This window comes from Sporosarcina ureae, from assembly GCF_002082015.1.
Lineage (GTDB): Bacteria > Bacillota > Bacilli > Bacillales_A > Planococcaceae > Sporosarcina > Sporosarcina ureae_A.
In genome coordinates this window covers 449660-469057 of record NZ_CP015109.1, presented here as the reverse complement: position 1 = coordinate 469057, position 19398 = coordinate 449660, and the positions used below count along the sequence as shown (strand labels likewise).

The window sequence follows — 19398 nt, the reverse complement described above, 5'->3', positions numbered from 1 at the left end:
TGATGAAAGTGCTTTTTTATCATTTGATCTTATTTAGATAAATTGATAATACAAACCGAGTTTTGTGTCGTACCATAGTAATGTGCCGTGTTTTCGTATAGGTAGTCGTGTTTGGAAATTCCACTCAGGATACTGTTTGATGATTTGGACTTGGTCACCCGTAGCGAATGCGATAAACGAAATATAATGATCTTTTGTCATCGGATGGTCGCTTGAAATAAACCGTTCATTGTCCATTTCTTCTATAGTTAACTTGTCTTCATCCGTCGCTTTCTTTGCTTCAAGAGCTTCTAGTTTTCTGCCGCAGCAAGATATTGTAATATCGCCCGTTGCCATGACGATATTATTGCATGATGGACAGACAAAGTACTTAGATTTTTTCATATTTCCTCCTATGAATTCATTGGATAGTAAATCACCTTCCAAGATATTTTCTATGTTGACGCCTAATAGTCCGGATAAATCGGATAGTAGCGAGACATCGGGATAACCATATCCACGCTCCCATTTGGAGATGGTCCGATCTGAAATATTCATTTGATCAGCCAGTTGTTTCTGTGTAAGTCCTTTTTCTATACGGATCCTATAAATTAATTCACCGACTTTATTTGTACCCATCGTTTTCCCTCCTGCTCTTTACTAATCATAGGGGTAGATAGCTTTCGTTTCAACAAACGCTCCGTGGAGTTTGAACTACTTATATGTAATATGGTTCATTCCTCTACTAGAAAAAGGCTACCGCAGAGAATCATTGAAATATGACTTTCTGCGATAGCCGCTTTTTTATTTGATCCACAATGTCTCGCCAAGAAGCAGCTTCTTCAATCGATCTTCATCCAACTGCAATCTAGTCCACTCCGCATCCAGTCGTTCAATCGCTTCTGGTCCCGTGTCATCTGCTAAATGGTACGCTCCGTAATGCATCGGAATGAATGTTGTTCCTGCTATATCTAAAAATCCTTTCACCGCATCTTCAGGAGTTAAGTGACTTTCCTTCATGAACCATTCCGGCTCATACGCGCCAATCGGCATAAGCACCGTATCGATAGTAAAACGTTTCGCTATTTCTTGGAATCCACGGAAGTATCCTGTATCCCCAACGAAGTAAATGGCATGATGTTCACTTTCGATGATCCAGCCACCCCAGTGAGAAGTATTCGTGTCCGTAAATGTACGTTTCGTCCAGTGCTGTGCGGGTACGAACGTGAACGTCATGCCTTCAAGCACAAATGAATCAAACCATTCCGCTTCAATTGCTTTTTTATATCCACGTATCTTAAACTTGCTGCTCAATCCAACTGGAACAAAATATGTAGGATTTCCTTTCAACCGTCTGATCGTTGCGAAATCCAGATGATCATAATGGCCATGAGAAATGAGTACGACATCTATCGCTGGTAACTCTTTAAGAGTTATACCAGGTTCAGTCAATCGATTCTGGAATCCCATACGCTTCGCCCAAACCGGATCAGTAAGTATATTCAGTCCATTAATCTGAATTAAAAAAGTCGAGTGCCCAATCCAAGTGATCGATGTCCCTGATCGATTGGTAGAAAGTTTTTCTATTTCTTTCGAAGGTGCTTGCTCGATCACAATGCTTAAATCCTTCTTATTCTCGCTGCGTTCCTTCTGCCACCGAACCATATCACGAAGGGTCTTGTGTGTATCTACATCATCTAAATTAGTATAGCGTTTTCGTATCATCATTCATCACCCAGTTGTTTAACAATATAGTCGAGTAATTTCTTTGCGACCGAGAAATCATGCGTTTGATAGAGGGAGCGCGCACCGACAGGGTCTTCGATTTCATTGAGCAACCAGCCGCCTTCAGTTGGAAGTATAAAATCAATGCCGATATAGTCACTTGAAATTGCCTGGGAAATCATTTGGACTTGTTTTGTTTGAGAATTGTTCAGCGTATACTTTTCGACTGTACCACCTAATGTGTAATTGGACTTGAATGAATCCTTGGCACCTGTTCGTTTAACCGCACCTAGAACTTCGTTACCGAGCATAAAAACCCGGACGTCCGTTGCATGAGAATCAATGAAAGGCTGCGCGATTAGCTCGTCAGAATTGAATTGATTCAACACATCTTCAACTTGTTGCGTTGATTCACATAAAAATACTTCATTTCCACCATGACCTCCACGTGTTTTCAATATGAAAGGGAATGCTGGTAACCGATCCGCCCTACATGTGGGAACTGCCGGAATACCAAGTAAAGTAGCGAGTTCAAATGTACGCAATTTATCATTGGCGATTTTTTGGACACTGGCACGGTTGAATAAGTGATAGCCGGCTTGCTCTAATTCTAAAGATAAATCAGGATGACGATCACGGAATAAAATAAAATCCAGAGGCTCAGTAGGTGAATCGGTGATCAGATTTAATTCAATCCCAGCGTTATTTGCTTCTTTCAATAAGTCTTCGATAAACGCTTGATTCCGTTTCGCTTCTTCCTTGTTATAATAGACGGCACCTTTCATTGAATCTTCTCCACTATGTACGCGATCATCGCATCGGCTACATTGATGCCAGTGACGTTCAATAGATTGCGGATGTGGGCCGCGCCATTGACCTCGCATACTAAAGGCTGTTCGTCGGGACCAAATAATAGATCCACTCCCGCGAATTCAGCACCAACTGCTTTTGCAGCTTCCATCGCAAGGGTTTCCTGTGCGGCTGTCAATTCTACAACTTCAGCCACACCACCGTTCGTAATATTCGCTCGAAAATCTGTCTCTGAGTGACGATACATAGCCGCAATGATACGGTCTCCCACGATATTGACGCGTAGATCCCGACCTCGACTGCTTTCGATGAATTCCTGAAATACATAATCGACACCGCGTAGTTCATGAACTTTCTCTTCAAACGCTTCTTTCGTCTCAATTAGATAGACTTTCATACCGAATGAACCATGACCTTCTTTAATAATCATCGGCAAGCCAAGTGTCTCAAGAACATGCTCGTAATACCCGCTATCGGTAATCGTGAAATTCGGGTAGACTTTCGGTGCAATAATCGTCTTCGGCATCGCTACACCATGCTTCGCTAGCTCCAAATATTGCTTTGCTTTATTATCACATGTCTCAATTACTTCAGGATCATTGAAGACGGGAATACCCATATTTTTTAAATACGTCGCAAGCAATGTATCTTTATCAAGAAACACAACGAAATCAGGAGCATTGGCAATTTGGTTTTGCAGATCCATCAGTACTTCATAATTTTTCAGGATTTTCGCTGTCACTCCCGCACGTTCTGCCGCTTCTTGCACAAGTCGCGCCTGATCAGCGAATTTATCACTCGTCAAACTACCATTATAAATAACCCAACAACTTTTCAATCGAGACGCCACCTTTGCTATACTGTATATAATTCAATTTTAGCACAGGAGGAATTTCTTTGATTCCAAAACTTGACGAATATAAAAAACAATTTGAACTTATGAGTGATGACTCGATTAAACCAGGGTTAGACGCGATAGAAGAGGCATTGGCATGTGTGTTGAATCCCGAGAAGGAGCTGCGGATTATTCATGTGGCAGGTACAAACGGTAAAGGTTCAACGATTGCGGTAATGGAAGCAATCCTGCAGGCACATGGATTTGAAACGGGCGTATTTTCTTCACCCGCAATCCTCGACGTACATGATCAGATTCGAATTAATGGAAAGCCGATTACACAAGAAGAGCTTGAGTATGTGTTTGAGGAAATGGAAGCAGCAGGATTGAGCGGCATGCTGACGGACTTTGAATTGCTGACAGTGGCGGCTTTTTTGGCGTTTCGTAACGCAGGACCTGACTATGTGTTGCTTGAGACGGGGATGGGTGGCAGGTATGACAGTACGAATGTCGTGACGCCTTTAGTGTCAGTCATTACATCAATTGCATTGGATCATATTGGGTTTCTTGGGGATACAGTAGAGAAAATTGCTGAGCATAAAGCGGGGATTATTAAGCCATACAAACCTGTCGTTATCGGGGAGTTATCGGAAATTGTAACAGATGTAATATTATCAGAAGCTAAAGCCACTAAAAGTATGGTACGTGCTTATGGTAAAGATTTCACTATGCAGCAGGGAGATATCGAAACGTTCAGTGGCATGTCGACATTCGAAATCCCTGTCAGAAATATGAAGGGGCCACATCAGGCAATCAATCACGCAGTCGCACTCGAAGCATTACTGCAGGCGGGTGTCCCATTGCAACAGGAGAAAGTAGCTGAGGCAATTGCGCATGTCGAGTTGCCTTTCCGATTCCAGAAGATTGCTGAGAACGTGTATGTTGACGGAGCACATAACCCTGCGGCAGCTACTATGTTGGTGCGTACGATCGAAGAGCAATTTCCAGGTGAAAAGGTTGATTGGATTGTCGGGATGTTGAATACAAAAGATTACGCAGAAACTTTGAAGATCTTGGCATCGCTCGCAAATAGTTTTACATTCGTGGATTTTCCACATATACAAGCCGCGAAAGCTAAGGATTTGCAGGCGGTTTGTCCTATAGAAACGAGCCATGTAGTTTCATTTGAAGAAGTGGAATTGAAAAGTTCACAAAAATACATAAAAGTAGTCGTTGGCTCTCTTTACTTATTAAGCAGTTTATTGAGATAATAGGCTTAATATAAGGCGTTTTATAGACTTATATATTTATAGTAGGGTATTTAGTTTTATTTTGCATAGTAAAATACGACGATAATAAAGGTTAATATATATTTAGAAATCAAAGAATCATTTCAGGAAGGAAGACCAATATGTTTATGCATTATGTGAAAAAAAATTCAGGAATGACTCTTGTGGAGGTTTTAGCATCTCTAGTGTTGCTATCAATTATAATAATTTCCTTCTTGGCAGTCTTTCCCACTGTCGCAAAACAAAATAAAGCTTCTGAAGAGTTTATGGATGCAACATATATTGCTCAATCTGAAATGGAATATATTATTAGTATAAAAGGACAGGAGGATGGCCTTACTGACTTAGCAAAAAAGCTTAAGGAAAGTGAAAGAGTAATAAAGAATGAGGGTAGAGTTAGTTATAAAATAGTTCCTTCGACTGCTAGAGAAATTGTATTGGAACGAGAAATTCCAGAGTTATCCTATAAAGTTGTAATTATCTTTAATAAAGACGTGACTCATCAAACTTCACACGTACTAGTAAAAGTATCTCAATTGGACCTAGAGGAAAAGCTGAGAGCCCAGATGGAAACAATTCTATGGTGGGGGGAAAACTAATGGGAAACTCTGTCACAGATCAAAAAGGTGTAACACTGGTAGAATTATTGGCTGTTCTAGTGCTTTTGTCACTAATAGGATTGATGATATTTGGAGTCTATCTCTCTGGTAAAAAAGAGTATGATATCCAAAAAGAAAAAACAGAACATCAGGAAAACATTCTATATGTAATGAAATATCTTACGAAAGAGATTAGAAAAGAGAATAATTTTAGAGTATTCGATGAAGATGTGCTGGAAATTAAAAAAGAGACAAAGACGGATATTTATCGACGAAAGGGTACCACTTTATTTAAAAATGATGAAGTGCTTGCTGATAATATTAAAGATTTCAAAGTGGAGTCTCCTGATGGTAAAGCATTAAAAATTGAAGTGTTTAGCGATGATAAACTTAATAGGAATAAAGATGCGAAAAAGATTGAGACAACCATCGTGATTAGAGAAGGAGGGGAGTCATGAGAAACGACAAAGGGTATACACTTGTTGTTGTTTTAATGGTTCTGGTTGTAATGGCTGTTTTAGGCACCTCCATAATTGGACTATCATTGAATAATTCTAAAATGACTAGGGGAGAGCAGGACGACCAGTCAGTTTTCTACATTGCGGAATCTGGAGTGAACTATACACTAGCCCGAATAAATGAAATTGCAATTACCACTGCTCCTCAATTTACTAAAGTTGACGATGAAACTAAATTTTTTCAGATGGTAAGTGAAAAAATTCGTTTAGCTGATATTGAGGGAGATGCAGAAAATCAGCAATTTGAAGATTTATACGGAGAAATTCCCAAGATTATACATGTTGAAATAAAAGAGGCGATTGACCGTGATATTTCGAAGTACGAAATCCGTTCTACAGGAAAAATAGGGAAAAAGGTAAGAACAGTAAGTCAAATTATAACTTTGAATTATGAAGTGCTTCCAAGTATAGGCAATGGCCAAGGTGGGAATAACAGTGATGGAAATGTAGGAACAGATACACCAACTAGTTTACCCACAATTAAAGTTCCGGACGGCACAGCTGTTTTTGTAAATGGAAATATAAGTATGCCCAATGGAACGATTATCGGAAGCGTAGGAACCAATATGAAAGAGAAAAATTCTATTTCACTTGATGGTGGTGCGTCGATCTCGGGAAATATATTCGTTCCCAATGGTTCTGAAAGTGGAGCATTAAAAAAGCCCGATTGGATGAATACTACTATTCCAATTGGTATGAGAAATCTAGGGATGATGAAATTGCCAGAATTTCCTGAGTATCCGACATATAGTATGCCTTCAAATAAACTTGTGGGTAATAAAAACGTTATTTTAGATGGTGGTATATATGTAAATTCAGGTACTAAGGATTATACATTAAATGTTACTGAAAACATGTATTTAACTACAATAAAAATTGAAAATAATAATTCATTAAAAATTGATGTTGGAGATCATAATAGAATTATTGTAGTCGATGATATTAATGTGTTACAAGGAAAGATCGAGGTAGTAGGAACTGGTAAATTGACTTTCATGGTAAAAGATGAAGTATATGTTAAAGGGTCTATTGGTAATAGTGGAAACCCTCAACAAATAGGAATCTTTTTACAAGGGTCAACTACAAATAAACCTAAGAATATTGTTTTCTCTAATGAAACTCAAATATACGGTTCCTTTTATGCGGAAGATGCGAATGTCACCATGACAGGCGGTTCTGGTATTATAGGGAATATTTTAACTGGCGGGAAAAAGGTATCATTAAATGGTGGGGCTAAAGCAATTCCAACATTAATCCTAGCACCGAATGCAGCTGTTAATGTATCAGGCGGAGGTAACATAAATGGCGCAATTTACGCAGATTCATTTACAGCTGATGGAGGAGCAAAAGTGACTTTCAAACAGCCAAATATAGACACTGTTCCAATTGGTCCCGGAACAAATAAGCCCGATCCGGTAGTTCCTGACAATACCATAATCACACCACCGCATATTACTAAGGGCGAATTCAAAGAAATTTAGCAATATATTTTATTGATAAAGGAAGGTGCCCAATGCAATCAAAATTATACAAAACCAGTCTAGTCTTAGGCGTTCTATTACTGGTCATCTCCGCAGTATTCGCCCAACAAGCATACGCAGGTGACGGCTTCTTCTCGAGTTTTGAAAAGTTCAGCAAGCACACATATGCAGGGCCGTTTGACATATCAAAGCATAATCGTAAAGATGCAAAAGAAAAGCTTATAAATAATTTTGCAGAGCTTGAACAAACCTTATCAGTACAACTAATCGTACAAGATCTTCAAGTAGATGTTCCAGCAGAAATAGTAAGTTTTGATCCGGATGCAACACTAAACCAAGCGAAAAGTGGAGATGATAATTCATTAGTCGCGAGTGTTTCCCGTGAAGGCCTTCGCACGGTGATGAAGCAGAATTTTAATTCGCTTACATTCAGTGAAGCCGAAGTGGAGACGATTGCTGTACAAATAGAAGTTCAGCTACGGAGTGGTATTATGCCACAACAAGTATATGTAGCCAACTATATTCCTGAGTTATATGAGCAGAATCAAGTGATTGCTTCAGCTACATATGAAGTGGATGAACTAGCAAAAGGTCTGCGTTTATTAATGGATGACTTGGATGGGTTGGAGATTCAGCCGAATTCCTCGTTTTCATTCCGTGAATATCTAGAAGGGAAAGAGTCTGCTAGTGCGACAGATTTACAAATGACGATTATGGCGTCTCTTCTATATAAAGCGGCGCTGCAAACGAATTGGATCATGGATGAACGAAACATTTCTACTGAATTGCCAGCAGGCGTTGAACCAGGATTCGAAGCGGCAATTAATCGTAAGCTCGATTTGGATTTCCTTTTCACGAACCCTAATCAAACAGTCTTCACGATTCGTACGGATTGGACAGGCTCACAATTGGAGCTGTCAATTGAAGGTCTGCCATTTGTGCATAGCTACGATACTGAAGTGGAGAAAATTACAAAGTATGACCCTAAAACGGTTATCCGTTATAGCGCTTTTGTAAATGCGGGTGCGATTGAAGTAGTGGATAAAGGTAGGAAAGGCATGGAGGTTGCGGTTAAACGTAATGTTATGCTGAATGGTTCATTGGAAGAGATTGAAGATGTATCGGTTGATTTCTATGCACCGCAACCAATTATTGAACGTCATAGTTTAGAAAAAGTAGTAGAGAAAGTTCCTGATAGTAATGTGGATAGTAATTCTGGCAATACCGATGGAAAGACTTCAGGTAATGGGTCGACTGATAATCCGTCTAATTCATCTAACGAAAATGGCTCCACTTCTCCAAATGGTGGCGGAACAGGTAGCGATGGTAACTTGGGATCGGGGAGCAAAGGCTCAGGATCATCTACTGGAAGCGGATCAAGCAACAGTGATTCATCTGGCTCCGGATCATCCAATGGAAGTGGTTCAAGTAACTCGAACGGTTCCGGTGAAAAAGATGACGTAAACTATGATTACGATAAAGGTGGCAATCTGATTAAAGTCGACAAGAATGGTAATCCAATCGATTGATAAAGGGGGATTCAGATGGCGACAACTAGAAAACGTCTTGGAGATTTATTAATAGAGTCTGGTTTGCTATCGGACGAACAGTTAATGAGTACGTTGAAAGAAAAGTCCCGGGATGAGCGACTTGGTGATGCGTTATTGCAGCGTGGTTATATTACGGAGCAGCAGTTAATTGAAGTGTTGGAGTTCCAACTCGGAATTCCTCACGTCAACTTGTTCCGATATCCGTTTGATCCGAAGTTGTTTAATATTGTACCTAAAGGTTTAGCGCAGCAAAAAATGATTGTTCCGTTGAAAAAAGATGGAGATAAATTATTTGTCGCGATGGCGGACCCAATGGATTACAATACGATTGAAGATTTACGACTTTCCACAGGATTTCATATAGAAACTGCGATTGCGTCAAAAGATGATATCACACGAACGATCACTCGATATTATGATGATGAATTATTTGATGACTTGCTGTTTGAAGAACCGGAAACTACTGCAAGTCAGATGGAGCAACAAGATGATATCGTAGATAATGATTCTCCTGTAGTGCGTCTAGTGAACCAGATTATTTCTAGTGCGGTTTCTATGAAGTCTAGTGATATTCATATTGATCCTCAAGAACACCAAGTTATGATCCGTTTTAGAATTGACGGGAAGTTGCAGACGGAACGAGTTTTACCAAAGCATATGCAGTCGATGTTGCTTGCGCGGATTAAAATCATGGGGAATTTAAACATTACAGAAACTCGTATGCCGCAAGATGGTCGGATTAAAGTAATGATTGATTTCCGTCCGATTGATTTACGGTTATCGACTTTGCCAACAGTCTTTGGTGAGAAAGTCGTTATGCGTATTTTGGACTTGAGCAGCTCGTTGAACGATATGACAAAGCTTGGTTTTGGGCCGACGAATCTGGAACGGTTCCTTAAAGAGATAGAGAAGCCGAATGGTATCGTGTTAATTTCAGGGCCAACGGGTTCTGGTAAGTCATCTACGTTATATGCAGCCTTGAATCGATTGAATAGCGAAGAGGTAAATATTATTACGATTGAAGATCCTGTGGAGTATCAATTGGAAGGAATTAATCAAATTCAAGTGAATTCTAACGTGGGATTGACGTTTGCGACAGGGTTACGGTCGATATTGCGACAAGATCCTGACATAGTAATGGTCGGAGAAATTCGGGATAAAGAGACAGTGGAAATCGCAATACGTGCTTCATTGACTGGACACTTAGTTTTAAGCACGATCCACACGAATGACTCGGTTGCGTCTATATCACGATTGCTTGATATGGGTGTGGAGCCTTTCCTTTTGACGGCTTCTCTGAATGCGATTGTAGCTCAACGATTGATTCGTCGTGTTTGTCGAGACTGTGGTACTTTTCAACAGGCAACCGATCGTGAAAAAGAGATTTTTGCTAGACGTGGGAAAACGATAGAAACGATACATCGCGGTACAGGTTGTTCTGCGTGTAATATGACTGGTTATCGTGGACGTATTGCGATACATGAAGTTTTGATCATAAATGCAGAATTGCGTGATGCCATTAATAGCGGCGCAGCACCTACAGTATTTCGTGATATTGCAGAGAGAAGTGAAACGATATTCCTGATAGATGATGGTTTGGAAAAAGTGAAGCAAGGCATTACAACTACTGAAGAAGTGTTGAGAGTAGCCTTGTTAGATTAGGAGTGTTTGCTGTGACGGAAAGAATTGATCAATTACTAACTGAGGCCTTCAAAATTAAAGCATCCGATATTCACTTAACTATAGGCGTGCCGCCAGTTTTCCGGGTACATGGTGACTTGAAACGTTTTGGTGAAACGGTTATGACTGAAGAAGACACAAAAGAAATTGCTTATCAGACGATCCCAGAAAAGATGATTCCTGCATTTAAAGAAGCTGGACAGATTGACTATTCTTATGAAATCGCTGGCGTTTCACGTTTCCGTGTCAACGCATTCCAACAACGCGGTGCGATTTCATTGGCATTCCGGACGATTCCTACAAAGATTCCGACAATCGATGATTTGAATATGCCGGGAACGTTGAAGAGTTTATCTGATACGGCACAAGGACTAATCTTAGTAACGGGGCCAACAGGTTCAGGTAAGTCCACAACACTTGCAGCGATGATCCGTTATATGAATGAAACGATGCGAAAGCATATTATTACATTGGAAGATCCGATTGAGTATATGCATGCGCACGGTTCTTCTATTATTGATCAGCGTGAAGTCGGTTTTGATACGCTGTCGTTTGCGGACGGTTTACGTGCTGCTTTGCGTCAAGATCCGGACGTTATTCTAGTTGGTGAGATGCGAGATTTGGAGACGATCTCTACGGCCATTACTGCTGCGGAAACCGGCCACTTAGTTCTTGCGACTTTACACACGTGGAGTGCTGCTTCGACGATTGATAGAATCATAGATGTATTTCCTCATGGTCAACAGGCGCAAATTCGTGTGCAATTGGCGGGCGTTTTGAAGGCAGTCGTTTCTCAGCGTTTATTCCAGACGATGGATAAGCAAGGCAGACGTGCGGCAACGGAGATTATGATTAATAATCCTGCTGTGTCGAACTTGATACGATCTGAGAAGATTCACCAGATTCCAAACGTCATTCAGACAAGTCGTGCGCAAGGGATGCATATGATGGATCACTCCGTAAAGAATTTGATGGATCAGCGAATTATTTCGTATGAAGCAGCATTGCCGTTTTTGCAAGGGGATGATTAATAGTGGCTCGTTTTACATATGAAGGGCGAGATGCTAAAGCGATTCGCCGTGGTACGGTAACCGCTACGAATAAACGTGATGCGGCAATCAAACTTAAAGGGCAAGGGATTCGTGTGGTAAGTCTTGTGGAACAGAAAGAGACTGTTTTGACGAAGGATATAACTATTGGAAGTCCGGTAAAGCGTGATCAATTGATCATGTTCTTGCGACAGTTCTCAACGCTTCTTCAAGCGGGGGTTACGATTGTGGATGCGGTGAGGATTTTATCTATGCAGGTGGAGCAGGCGGCTTTTCGAAAGATCTTAACATCAGTTCAGGAGGATTTGCGGACAGGTACTCCTTTGTCGGTTGCTTTAGCTAAACATCCTAAAGTTTTTGAACCTTTGATTTTGAATATGATCAGTGCCGGAGAATTATCAGGTACAGTGGATGAGTCCCTTGATCAACTTGCTGACCATTTCGAGAAAGCTTATCGTTCAAGACAAAAAGTAATGTCTGCGTTGTCTTATCCAATTGTCGTCGGTATATTGGCTATCGGAGTAGTTATTTTCCTGCTCTCATTCGTCGTGCCAATGTTTGTGGAGATGTTCGATAGTATTGGCGGGGAACTGCCTTGGCTTACAATATTCGTACTACGAGCCAGTGATTTCATGCAGAGCTACTGGTATGTCGTAATATTGGCAGTTGCCGCAATTGTCGTGGGTATCACATTAATACGAAATAATCCTCAAGGGAAATACATACTAGACACTATTTTATTGAAGCTTCCGATCTTTGGTAATATCGTACAGAAATCTTCTTTGGCTATGATGACGCGAACGCTTAGCTCAATGTTTTCGAGCTCGGTTCCAATTCTACAGTCTCTAGCGATGACGGAGAGAGTAGTAGACAACAAAGTAATATCGAAAGTAATTGGAGAATCCAGAGCGTCCATGGAACGTGGGGGATCACTAACTGAGCCGATGATGAACCATTGGGCTTTCCCTCCTTTAATCCCGCATATGATTGCGATTGGAGAAGAAACTGGTTCTTTGGACTCGATGCTAGCAAAAGTTGCTGACTTCTATGAAAAGGAAGTAGAGGCTGCTACAGACCGCTTAAAAGCTTTAATAGAGCCTTTAATGATTGTTTTCCTAGCAGCAATAGTCGGGACTATAGTTTTGGCAATCATGATGCCGATGTTTAGTATGTTTGAACAGATAGATAGTTTGTAACAGAAATAACAAATGTTATCTATAGTCTTTATTTATTTCAATAAAACTAGTGTTATTTTCCTAATACCTCTGATATACTATATTAATAGAGTAAGAAAAAACAAGAGGAGGAAATTATATGAAAAAATTTTTACAGAAGAAATTAAATCAAAAAGGTTTGACGCTTGTCGAGCTACTGGCAGTTATTGTTATTTTGGGAATTATTGCTGCGATTGCGGTGCCGGCTATTGGGAATATTATTACGAATTCGAAGGTAAGTGCACTTAAGGCTGATGGACAGAATGCTATATCTGCCGCTAATATTTATTTTGCGGAATCAAAATCAGATGCCACGTCGGTAACTACTGAAGTTCTAAAAACAGAAGGTTTCTTAGAAGATACTGGTAGTTTTACAGCTGAATCTTTAGGTACAATCACTAAAGCTTCAGGTGAAGGTGCTACTGTTACTAATATCACCATTAGTGGAACTGCGACTAACGGTAACATAAACGTGGTCTTTGCTAATGCTTCAAATGCAGATATTAATGCTGCTGATAATAAAGTTGGTGGTACAAACGTTACAGTTAATCGTTAATCGTTAATAATTAAAAATGAAATGATATAAGGCTCTGCAGAGATTAATCTCTACAGAGTCTTTTTTGAAATAAATATCCTCAGAGATAAATGAATTCAATTATTTCACGATATTTACAACTGAAAATTGTAAAGGATGTAGCTATTATGAAAAAAACTTTTGATAGTCGCGGAATCACACTTGTTGAATTACTTGCAGTCATTATAATTCTGGGTGTCATTGCAGCAATCGCTATTCCTTTTATTTCTAACCTATTAGAAAACTCACGTATCAAGTCGGAAAAAAATAATGCTATTTTATTAATTGAAATGGCAGATTTATATTTCATCGAAAATCCTCACCATGATTTATCTGTAAACTCTGTTAGTGTAACCGATCTAATGAGAGAGGGGTATCTTCAAGATATCAATCTAGTTAACGATTCTTTTTGGATTGCTGAAGATAAACCATCATGGATTTGCGGTATGGCCTACACTAAGAAAAATAAAGTTGAATTTCGTAAAGCGACAGTAGAAATGATTAATAATAGTGGTAAGTATACGAAAGTAGGGAAAGCGGAATGTGGTAGTTTGCCGGCTATTCCATAGAATTGAGATCGACGGTATAATAACTAATCAAGTTCCCTACCAATCTTCCTTTCTCCCACCACATTTGCTATACTTACCATTACTAGTTCACTAGAAAAAATCACCAAACACCTTGAGTTCTCTCGTCTGGAAGGAGTTCGTTTATGTCTATTTTATCTAATTTAAAACGCCCGCTTTCCAAACTCACTATGCCAACATTCAGCCGTAAAAAACGTGTTTATTCATTAACACTTGACGATGTCGCGATTCGGTACGTACGAATAAAGTCCTTGGATCCGATCGTGCTAGACACTGCAAAAGAGATGTTGCTACCTGAACATGTCATCCAAGAAGGCCGAATAACTGAAGAGGATATGCTCCGGGATGTCTTGACAGAGGTTGTGAAAGATTGGAATCTTGCGAAGCGTGACGTGGCGTTTCTTGCGCCCGATACATATGTCATTATCCGACGTGTTGCGTATCCGGACACGGTAGAGGATGAAGAGCTGAAAAGCCATTTCTTTATCGAGATTGGTTCGACGATTTATTTGCCATTTGATGATCCGGTATTTGATGTCGTTCCGTATACAGCGAATAATGCGCAAAATGAAGCGATTTTGATTGCGTCCAAAGAAAGTATTATGCAGACGTATGAAGAAGTGCTGAAGTCCGTAAAGTTAGAACCTGTTGTGGCGGACATTGCGCCACTTTCTCTGTACCGTCTGGCACACCATGTACATCAATTTGAGGGGACCGAACATATTCTCCTTGCTGATTTGCGTGGTCGTAGTCTGACCGTATCTATTTTCTATTCTCATTATCCATTGTTCATACGCTCGATGGAACTTGAGTTGCCGCTCAGCATGTCGACAGGTGAAGAGCTGGAACAGCAGGTTGAGCCACTTACGATCGTCATGGAGCTCGAGAAACTGGCGAATTTCTATCGCTTTAATTTGGCGGAGAATGATTCGACCATAACCCATCTAGTATGGAATGGAACCTTTACACAACAAGAGGAATTATTGCAGATGGTACGAGAACGTTTAGCGATCGAAGCACTTCCCTTAGTGAAGGAGCCGATTAGTTGTGTGGATGGAACCGCTATTACTGCGGATTTCCACCGAGCTATTGGTCTCGCACTGAAGGAAGAGGTGTAATACGCGTATGTTAGTCGATATAAATCTACTGCCGGAGAAGATCCGGGAGAAGACTACTTTTCTTTGGATAGCGATTGCCATCCTTTTAGTCGCTTTCATTAGTTGGGTCGTGCTGTATTTCTTCGCTCAAAAATATGATGATGAAGCTCAAAAGTTACAACAATCTACATATGAAATACAGAAACAACAAGAAAGTATTACGTCCCAAATGCGGTTGTCTGCATTTGGTCAGGAAAAAGAACAGTTAGCTGCGACGGTGGAGTTTCTTAAGGGGCATCAATATAAAACACAACCTCTTATAGAAGATCTTTCGAAAGCATTGCCTGATCGAGGATTCTTCCAGGAGTTGACTTTCGCTGCACCGAATGAAGTGACGTTGAAGGTGCAGTTTGATGATTTGATGGAGCCTGCGCTCTATCTAACACGAATGAAAGCATCCTCGTTAGTAATTGATGCGACATTCGAAGGAATTGAGACGGAAAAATTAGTTATTAAAGAACGCGAGAATGTCTTGCCTAGATATTTCGCTACCTATTTCATTCAGTTTGTTGATGACCGTGCGCTGCCAGGTACAGATGCAGATGTAGACCCAAATGCGATTGAAGAGCCGCAAGAGGAAGCCCCACCTGCTGAAGAACAACCACAGCAACCTGCACCTGAAGAACCACAACCTCCTGTAGATGGGAATACGGAAGGAGGCGATACGCTTGAATAAGTATCTATCTAAACGTCAGATGGAGATCGGATTGGTCGTATTGGCCTCGATTTTCCTTATTGCACTCGTCTACTACACGGTGACGAACGTCTACTTGCCGGCGAAAGAAACGAAGGATCAGATGGCGGCTCAATTTGCTTCAGAACGTGATGTGTTATTTTCATTACAAAAGCAATTAGCGAATAAAGATCCGAATGAAACGGTAACGTCTGCGCCACTTCAAAAAGTCGTGCCGGTTATACCGCTTGAAGACGCATTGCTCATTCGTCTAGAGAAGGCAGAAGTGAAATCCAATAGTAGAATAGAAGGAATTACTTTTTCAAAAGAAGTATTTGATATCGAACGGTTGCCTGAAAATGTACAAAATCTTGAAACGGTATTAATGGAAGTGACACTCGCTGCAGATACATATAAGCAAGTGGATACGTTCATCTATGAAATCGAAGAAATGATTCGGATTATGAATGTAGAGACGATTCAATTTGAAGCAACTGCCGAGAAAACGGAAGAAGAATCCGACGTAGGGGAAATGAAAGTCGTCATTTCGTTTCATGCGTACTTCCGTCCCGATCTCGTCAATTTACAAAACGAGGCGCCGAAAGTGGATGCGCCGCCACCTGCATTGAAGTTTGATCCGACAACGATCAATAAAATGACAGGTACCGAGAAAGCGGAGTGAGGAGGTAGTTCATGGAATGGCTCTATAGTATGTTTTTCTTCCTCTACGGCATCACGTTCGGCTCGTTTTTTAATGTCGTCGGCCTGCGTGTGCCGCTAAAGGAGTCGATCGTGTCGCCTCCTTCGCACTGTACGACGTGTGATCGGAACTTGACTGCGATTGACCTAGTGCCGGTCTTCTCTTACGTATTCTTGCGCGGCAAGTGCAGAGGCTGTAAAGAGAAGATCAGTGCGCTTTATCCCACGATGGAACTGATCACGGGTGTGTTGTTCGTTTGTGCATACTTATACTTTGGTTTCCAGTGGGAGCTCGTTGTGGCGCTGCTGTTTATCTCGATGCTTGTTATGTTAACGGTATCCGACCTCAAGTATATGTTGATCCCAAATAAAATTTTATTACCGTTTGGTATTGCGATTTTCATTCTGCGCTTCGTTAGTCCACTGACGCCTTGGTGGGATAGTTTACTTGGTGCAGCGATTGGGTTCGGCTTGTTGCTGTTGATTGCGATTGTGTCAAATGGCGGTATGGGCGGTGGCGATATTAAATTGTTTTTCGTGATCGGCTTAGTGCTCGGGACGATGCAGACGTTAGTGACGCTGTTTCTCGCATCATTGATTGGCGCGATTGTCGGACTGATTTTCTTGAAAAAGACGAAGCGAGGACGAAAGACGCCTGTGCCATTTGGTCCCTCGATTGCGGCTGCTGCACTCATTGCCTATTTTTATGGCGCGCAGCTTGTCAGTTGGTACACAGGTTTGTTGAACTAAATCGGTAAATGTTTATGGACGAGACGACAACAGTCTCGTCTTTTTTTGCGTTCGTTTTGGTAAGGTGGAAGAAAACTACTGGAGTGATGGAATGAATTTCCGCAGGACGTATTCAAAGAACATTGTGATTCGGGCGTTAGTACAAGGAGTGGCGATCGGCTTGGTCGCGGTGCTAGTGATCGGGCTAACGATATCGACTACGGGAGGGAAAGAGGATAAGGCAAGTGAAACGGTGGCGACGACTGGGCCGAAAACAGAGGACAAGGGAGGGGCGGCTGAGGGCGGAGATACGATGTTCGTCAAGCAGCATGGCGTATTTTCGAGTCAAGAGGCCGCAACGGATTTCGTAGCGGAGAATCCGAGTCTCGCGAGTACGGCTGTCGTGCCAGCAGGTGGTCAGTTTTACGTTTGGGGAGCAGTATGGCTGAAAGAGAGCGATGTCATTTTAAAGGAAGGTGAAGACGCGTTTAAGAAGAGAATCACCGTTGCACCAGGCACTTGCAAGTCAGCAGATGCCGGTGAAGTGAGAAAAGCGCTACTTGCAGAGGATTTATCGAAAATTGAATTGTCTAAGGATGGCAAAGATGCGAAAAAAGGTGGAGACTTTGAGAAGAAAGTGACCGCTATCACGGCATTTACGAAGGATTCCTCTGTCGCGAGACTGCATCTGCTAGCACACTATTCGAACCAGGATCCATGCTTCAAAATTCAATTTTGATCCCATATACGAGGAAGAATTGAATTTTGCCCTTTTTTCAAATCGTGCAGAATAGCGTACACTAGGAAAAAGGGGGTTGTTCCAATGAAATTTATTAGTCTAAAACCAATCGTTCTCGCATCTTCTTCGCCGAGACGTAAAGAATTACTACAGCTTGCAGGAATTGATTTCACGGTGAGACCGAGTGATGTAGATGAGGATGTCCCGTTCACGCTAGAAGAGCCATATGAGTATGCGGTTCGTTTGTCGGAGCGAAAGGCGCTTGCGGTAGTTGAATCAGAAGAAGAAATCATTATTGCGGCGGATACGATTGTGGTGAAAAACGGCAGAGTATTCCCAAAGCCGGCAAATGACGCGCAAGCTATTGATTTCTTAATGGAGTTATCTGGAGAGTTGCATGAAGTGATTACAGGTGTGACGATCCTTGCGAATGGGAAGACGATTCAGTTTGCTGGTTTGTCTCAAGTGAAGTTTAGGAATCTGGATGAAGAGCTTGTTTACGCTTATGTGAAATCTGGTGATGCTTCAGACAAAGCAGGTGCGTACGGCATCCAAACGCAAGGGATGCTGTTCGTAGAAAATATGGTGGGCGATTACCAAAATATCGTAGGGTTGCCGATCAGTGATCTGGTCAACCGTATGCGTCAAGAAGGTTTGTTGATTTTAGAAGGCGGTGGCGCGTAATGCCTTTTGATCTGGCACCACAAATGATGATCCGCGATGTGCATATCGCGGACAGACCCCGTGAGCGTTTAATACGGGAAGGGGCGAGCAGTTTATCGAATCAGGAGTTGATGGCGATCCTACTGCGCACAGGCTCGCGCTCAGAGTCCGTTCTCGTGCTCGCCAACCGGGTGTTGTCAACAATTGACCGTCTGCAAGATTTGAAAGAGCTGACGGTGGATGAAATGACGAAGATTAAAGGGATTGGTGAAGCGAAGGCGGTGCAGTTACTAGCTGCAGCAGAACTTGGCAAGCGGTTGTATCGTGCGGCGCCGCATGAACGCTATAAGATCCGTTCACCCGAAGATGCCGCAAATTATTTGATGACGGATATGTCGTCGTTGAACCAAGAACATTTTGTTGTGTTATTTTTAAATGTCAAAAATGAAGTGCTACATAAGCAGACGATTTTCATTGGTAGTTTGAATTCTTCCATAGTACATCCACGCGAAGTGGTGCGCCCATAAGGGTCTATAGAAAGTCTGCTTTCGCACAGCAGTAAGGGAATATCATAATGTTTTACCCTTATCATTAGTCAACTTATCTGAAAGGGAAACCGGACAGGGAGTGTAGCATGTTGGAAAAGCCATAAGTTGCTTAATTACCAAAGCACGACTGAATGGCGAGATGAAACGTATGAACAAGGATGAAAGCTAAACTGCCTGAATGATAGCTCAAGGGGGACTACGGGGACCTTTAGCGGGAGGTAATGATATACGCTATATGAAATGTGCCTCATTCTTAAAAACTTCGAGAATGATGATTTGATACCATTTCACCCAACTTTC

At 41.4% G+C, this 19398-nt stretch carries 20 protein-coding genes and 1 pseudogene; 17 read left to right on the top strand and 4 right to left on the bottom strand.

Features of this window, described 5'->3' with window-relative positions:
* Positions 1-33: 33 nt before the first annotated feature.
* From SporoP17a_RS02355 to SporoP17a_RS02340, 4 genes are all read right to left on the bottom strand, one after another.
* Positions 34-618: a helix-turn-helix domain-containing protein gene (locus SporoP17a_RS02355; RefSeq protein WP_083031915.1), complete on the bottom strand. Its 585-nt coding sequence runs from the start codon at positions 616-618 to the stop codon at positions 34-36.
* 165 nt (positions 619-783) lie between these two features.
* Positions 784-1701, bottom strand: coding sequence for an MBL fold metallo-hydrolase (locus tag SporoP17a_RS02350; protein ID WP_083035847.1), 918 nt, complete (start codon positions 1699-1701; stop codon positions 784-786).
* 2 nt (positions 1702-1703) lie between these two features.
* Positions 1704-2489: an ATP-grasp domain-containing protein gene (locus SporoP17a_RS02345; RefSeq protein WP_167693366.1), complete on the bottom strand. Its 786-nt coding sequence runs from the start codon at positions 2487-2489 to the stop codon at positions 1704-1706.
* Positions 2486-3352 (bottom strand): ATP-grasp domain-containing protein, encoded by an 867-nt coding sequence (locus SporoP17a_RS02340; protein WP_083031909.1) that lies wholly within the window; start codon positions 3350-3352, stop codon positions 2486-2488. The genes SporoP17a_RS02345 and SporoP17a_RS02340 overlap by 4 nt, the downstream gene beginning before the upstream one ends.
* 59 nt (positions 3353-3411) lie before the next feature.
* Between SporoP17a_RS02340 and SporoP17a_RS02335 the strand changes: the two genes are divergently transcribed.
* The 17 genes and pseudogenes from SporoP17a_RS02335 to radC all read left to right on the top strand — a co-directional run.
* A complete protein-coding gene (locus SporoP17a_RS02335; protein WP_083031906.1) occupies positions 3412-4620 on the top strand; it encodes a bifunctional folylpolyglutamate synthase/dihydrofolate synthase in 1209 nt (402 codons plus the stop codon).
* 140 nt (positions 4621-4760) lie between these two features.
* Positions 4761-5237, top strand: coding sequence for a type IV pilus modification PilV family protein (locus SporoP17a_RS02330; protein ID WP_083031903.1), 477 nt, complete (start codon positions 4761-4763; stop codon positions 5235-5237).
* Positions 5237-5695: a prepilin-type N-terminal cleavage/methylation domain-containing protein gene (locus SporoP17a_RS02325; protein WP_167693365.1), complete on the top strand. Its 459-nt coding sequence runs from the start codon at positions 5237-5239 to the stop codon at positions 5693-5695. Before SporoP17a_RS02330 ends, SporoP17a_RS02325 begins: the two co-directional genes overlap by 1 nt.
* A complete protein-coding gene (locus tag SporoP17a_RS02320; RefSeq protein ID WP_083031898.1) occupies positions 5692-7236 on the top strand; it encodes a DUF7305 domain-containing protein in 1545 nt (514 codons plus the stop codon). Before SporoP17a_RS02325 ends, SporoP17a_RS02320 begins: the two co-directional genes overlap by 4 nt.
* Before the next feature lie 32 nt (positions 7237-7268).
* Positions 7269-8765, top strand: a complete 1497-nt coding sequence (locus tag SporoP17a_RS02315) for a VanW family protein (protein ID WP_083031895.1) — start codon at positions 7269-7271, stop codon at positions 8763-8765.
* A gap of 15 nt (positions 8766-8780) precedes the next feature.
* Positions 8781-10448, top strand: a complete 1668-nt coding sequence (locus SporoP17a_RS02310) for a GspE/PulE family protein (protein ID WP_083031892.1) — start codon at positions 8781-8783, stop codon at positions 10446-10448.
* Between the two features lie 11 nt (positions 10449-10459).
* Positions 10460-11497, top strand: coding sequence for a type IV pilus twitching motility protein PilT (locus SporoP17a_RS02305; RefSeq protein WP_083031890.1), 1038 nt, complete (start codon positions 10460-10462; stop codon positions 11495-11497).
* A gap of 2 nt (positions 11498-11499) precedes the next feature.
* Entirely contained in the window at positions 11500-12711 is a 1212-nt protein-coding gene (locus SporoP17a_RS02300; RefSeq protein ID WP_083031888.1) for a type II secretion system F family protein, read from the top strand.
* 118 nt (positions 12712-12829) lie between these two features.
* Complete coding sequence (locus SporoP17a_RS02295; RefSeq protein WP_083031885.1) at positions 12830-13285, top strand: type II secretion system protein; 456 nt, start codon at positions 12830-12832, stop codon at positions 13283-13285.
* A 146-nt stretch (positions 13286-13431) separates the two neighbouring features.
* On the top strand, positions 13432-13872 hold the full coding sequence (locus tag SporoP17a_RS02290; RefSeq protein ID WP_167693364.1) for a type II secretion system protein: 441 nt from the start codon (positions 13432-13434) through the stop codon (positions 13870-13872).
* A 143-nt stretch (positions 13873-14015) separates the two neighbouring features.
* Positions 14016-15008: a type IV pilus biogenesis protein PilM gene (gene pilM / locus SporoP17a_RS02285; RefSeq protein WP_083031879.1), complete on the top strand. Its 993-nt coding sequence runs from the start codon at positions 14016-14018 to the stop codon at positions 15006-15008.
* A gap of 7 nt (positions 15009-15015) precedes the next feature.
* Positions 15016-15723 (top strand): PilN domain-containing protein, encoded by a 708-nt coding sequence (locus SporoP17a_RS02280; protein ID WP_083031876.1) that lies wholly within the window; start codon positions 15016-15018, stop codon positions 15721-15723.
* Positions 15716-16402, top strand: a complete 687-nt coding sequence (locus SporoP17a_RS02275; protein ID WP_083031873.1) for a hypothetical protein — start codon at positions 15716-15718, stop codon at positions 16400-16402. Before SporoP17a_RS02280 ends, SporoP17a_RS02275 begins: the two co-directional genes overlap by 8 nt.
* A gap of 11 nt (positions 16403-16413) precedes the next feature.
* Positions 16414-17169, top strand: coding sequence for a prepilin peptidase (locus tag SporoP17a_RS02270; protein WP_083031870.1), 756 nt, complete (start codon positions 16414-16416; stop codon positions 17167-17169).
* Between the two features lie 91 nt (positions 17170-17260).
* Positions 17261-17887, top strand: a complete 627-nt coding sequence (locus SporoP17a_RS02265; protein ID WP_083031867.1) for a hypothetical protein — start codon at positions 17261-17263, stop codon at positions 17885-17887.
* Between the two features lie 84 nt (positions 17888-17971).
* A complete protein-coding gene (locus SporoP17a_RS02260) occupies positions 17972-18571 on the top strand; it encodes a Maf family protein (RefSeq protein ID WP_083031864.1) in 600 nt (199 codons plus the stop codon).
* Positions 18571-19071, top strand: a pseudogene (radC, locus tag SporoP17a_RS02255) (RadC family protein); the annotation flags it as partial. The gene SporoP17a_RS02260 and the pseudogene radC, both read left to right, overlap by 1 nt.
* Between the last annotated feature and the right edge of the window lie 327 nt (positions 19072-19398).

Coding starts and splice junctions, on each gene's coding strand:
- SporoP17a_RS02355 (WP_083031915.1), bottom strand. CDS start 618: ATGGGTACAAATAAAGTCGGTGAATTAATTTATAGGATCCGTATAGAA.
- SporoP17a_RS02345 (WP_167693366.1), bottom strand. CDS start 2,489: ATGAAAGGTGCCGTCTATTATAACAAGGAAGAAGCGAAACGGAATCAA.
- SporoP17a_RS02330 (WP_083031903.1), top strand. CDS start 4,761: ATGTTTATGCATTATGTGAAAAAAAATTCAGGAATGACTCTTGTGGAG.
- SporoP17a_RS02325 (WP_167693365.1), top strand. CDS start 5,237: ATGGGAAACTCTGTCACAGATCAAAAAGGTGTAACACTGGTAGAATTA.
- SporoP17a_RS02320 (WP_083031898.1), top strand. CDS start 5,692: ATGAGAAACGACAAAGGGTATACACTTGTTGTTGTTTTAATGGTTCTG.
- SporoP17a_RS02315 (WP_083031895.1), top strand. CDS start 7,269: ATGCAATCAAAATTATACAAAACCAGTCTAGTCTTAGGCGTTCTATTA.
- SporoP17a_RS02310 (WP_083031892.1), top strand. CDS start 8,781: ATGGCGACAACTAGAAAACGTCTTGGAGATTTATTAATAGAGTCTGGT.
- SporoP17a_RS02295 (WP_083031885.1), top strand. CDS start 12,830: ATGAAAAAATTTTTACAGAAGAAATTAAATCAAAAAGGTTTGACGCTT.
- SporoP17a_RS02290 (WP_167693364.1), top strand. CDS start 13,432: ATGAAAAAAACTTTTGATAGTCGCGGAATCACACTTGTTGAATTACTT.
- pilM (WP_083031879.1), top strand. CDS start 14,016: ATGTCTATTTTATCTAATTTAAAACGCCCGCTTTCCAAACTCACTATG.
- SporoP17a_RS02280 (WP_083031876.1), top strand. CDS start 15,016: ATGTTAGTCGATATAAATCTACTGCCGGAGAAGATCCGGGAGAAGACT.
- SporoP17a_RS02270 (WP_083031870.1), top strand. CDS start 16,414: ATGGAATGGCTCTATAGTATGTTTTTCTTCCTCTACGGCATCACGTTC.
- SporoP17a_RS02265 (WP_083031867.1), top strand. CDS start 17,261: ATGAATTTCCGCAGGACGTATTCAAAGAACATTGTGATTCGGGCGTTA.
- SporoP17a_RS02260 (WP_083031864.1), top strand. CDS start 17,972: ATGAAATTTATTAGTCTAAAACCAATCGTTCTCGCATCTTCTTCGCCG.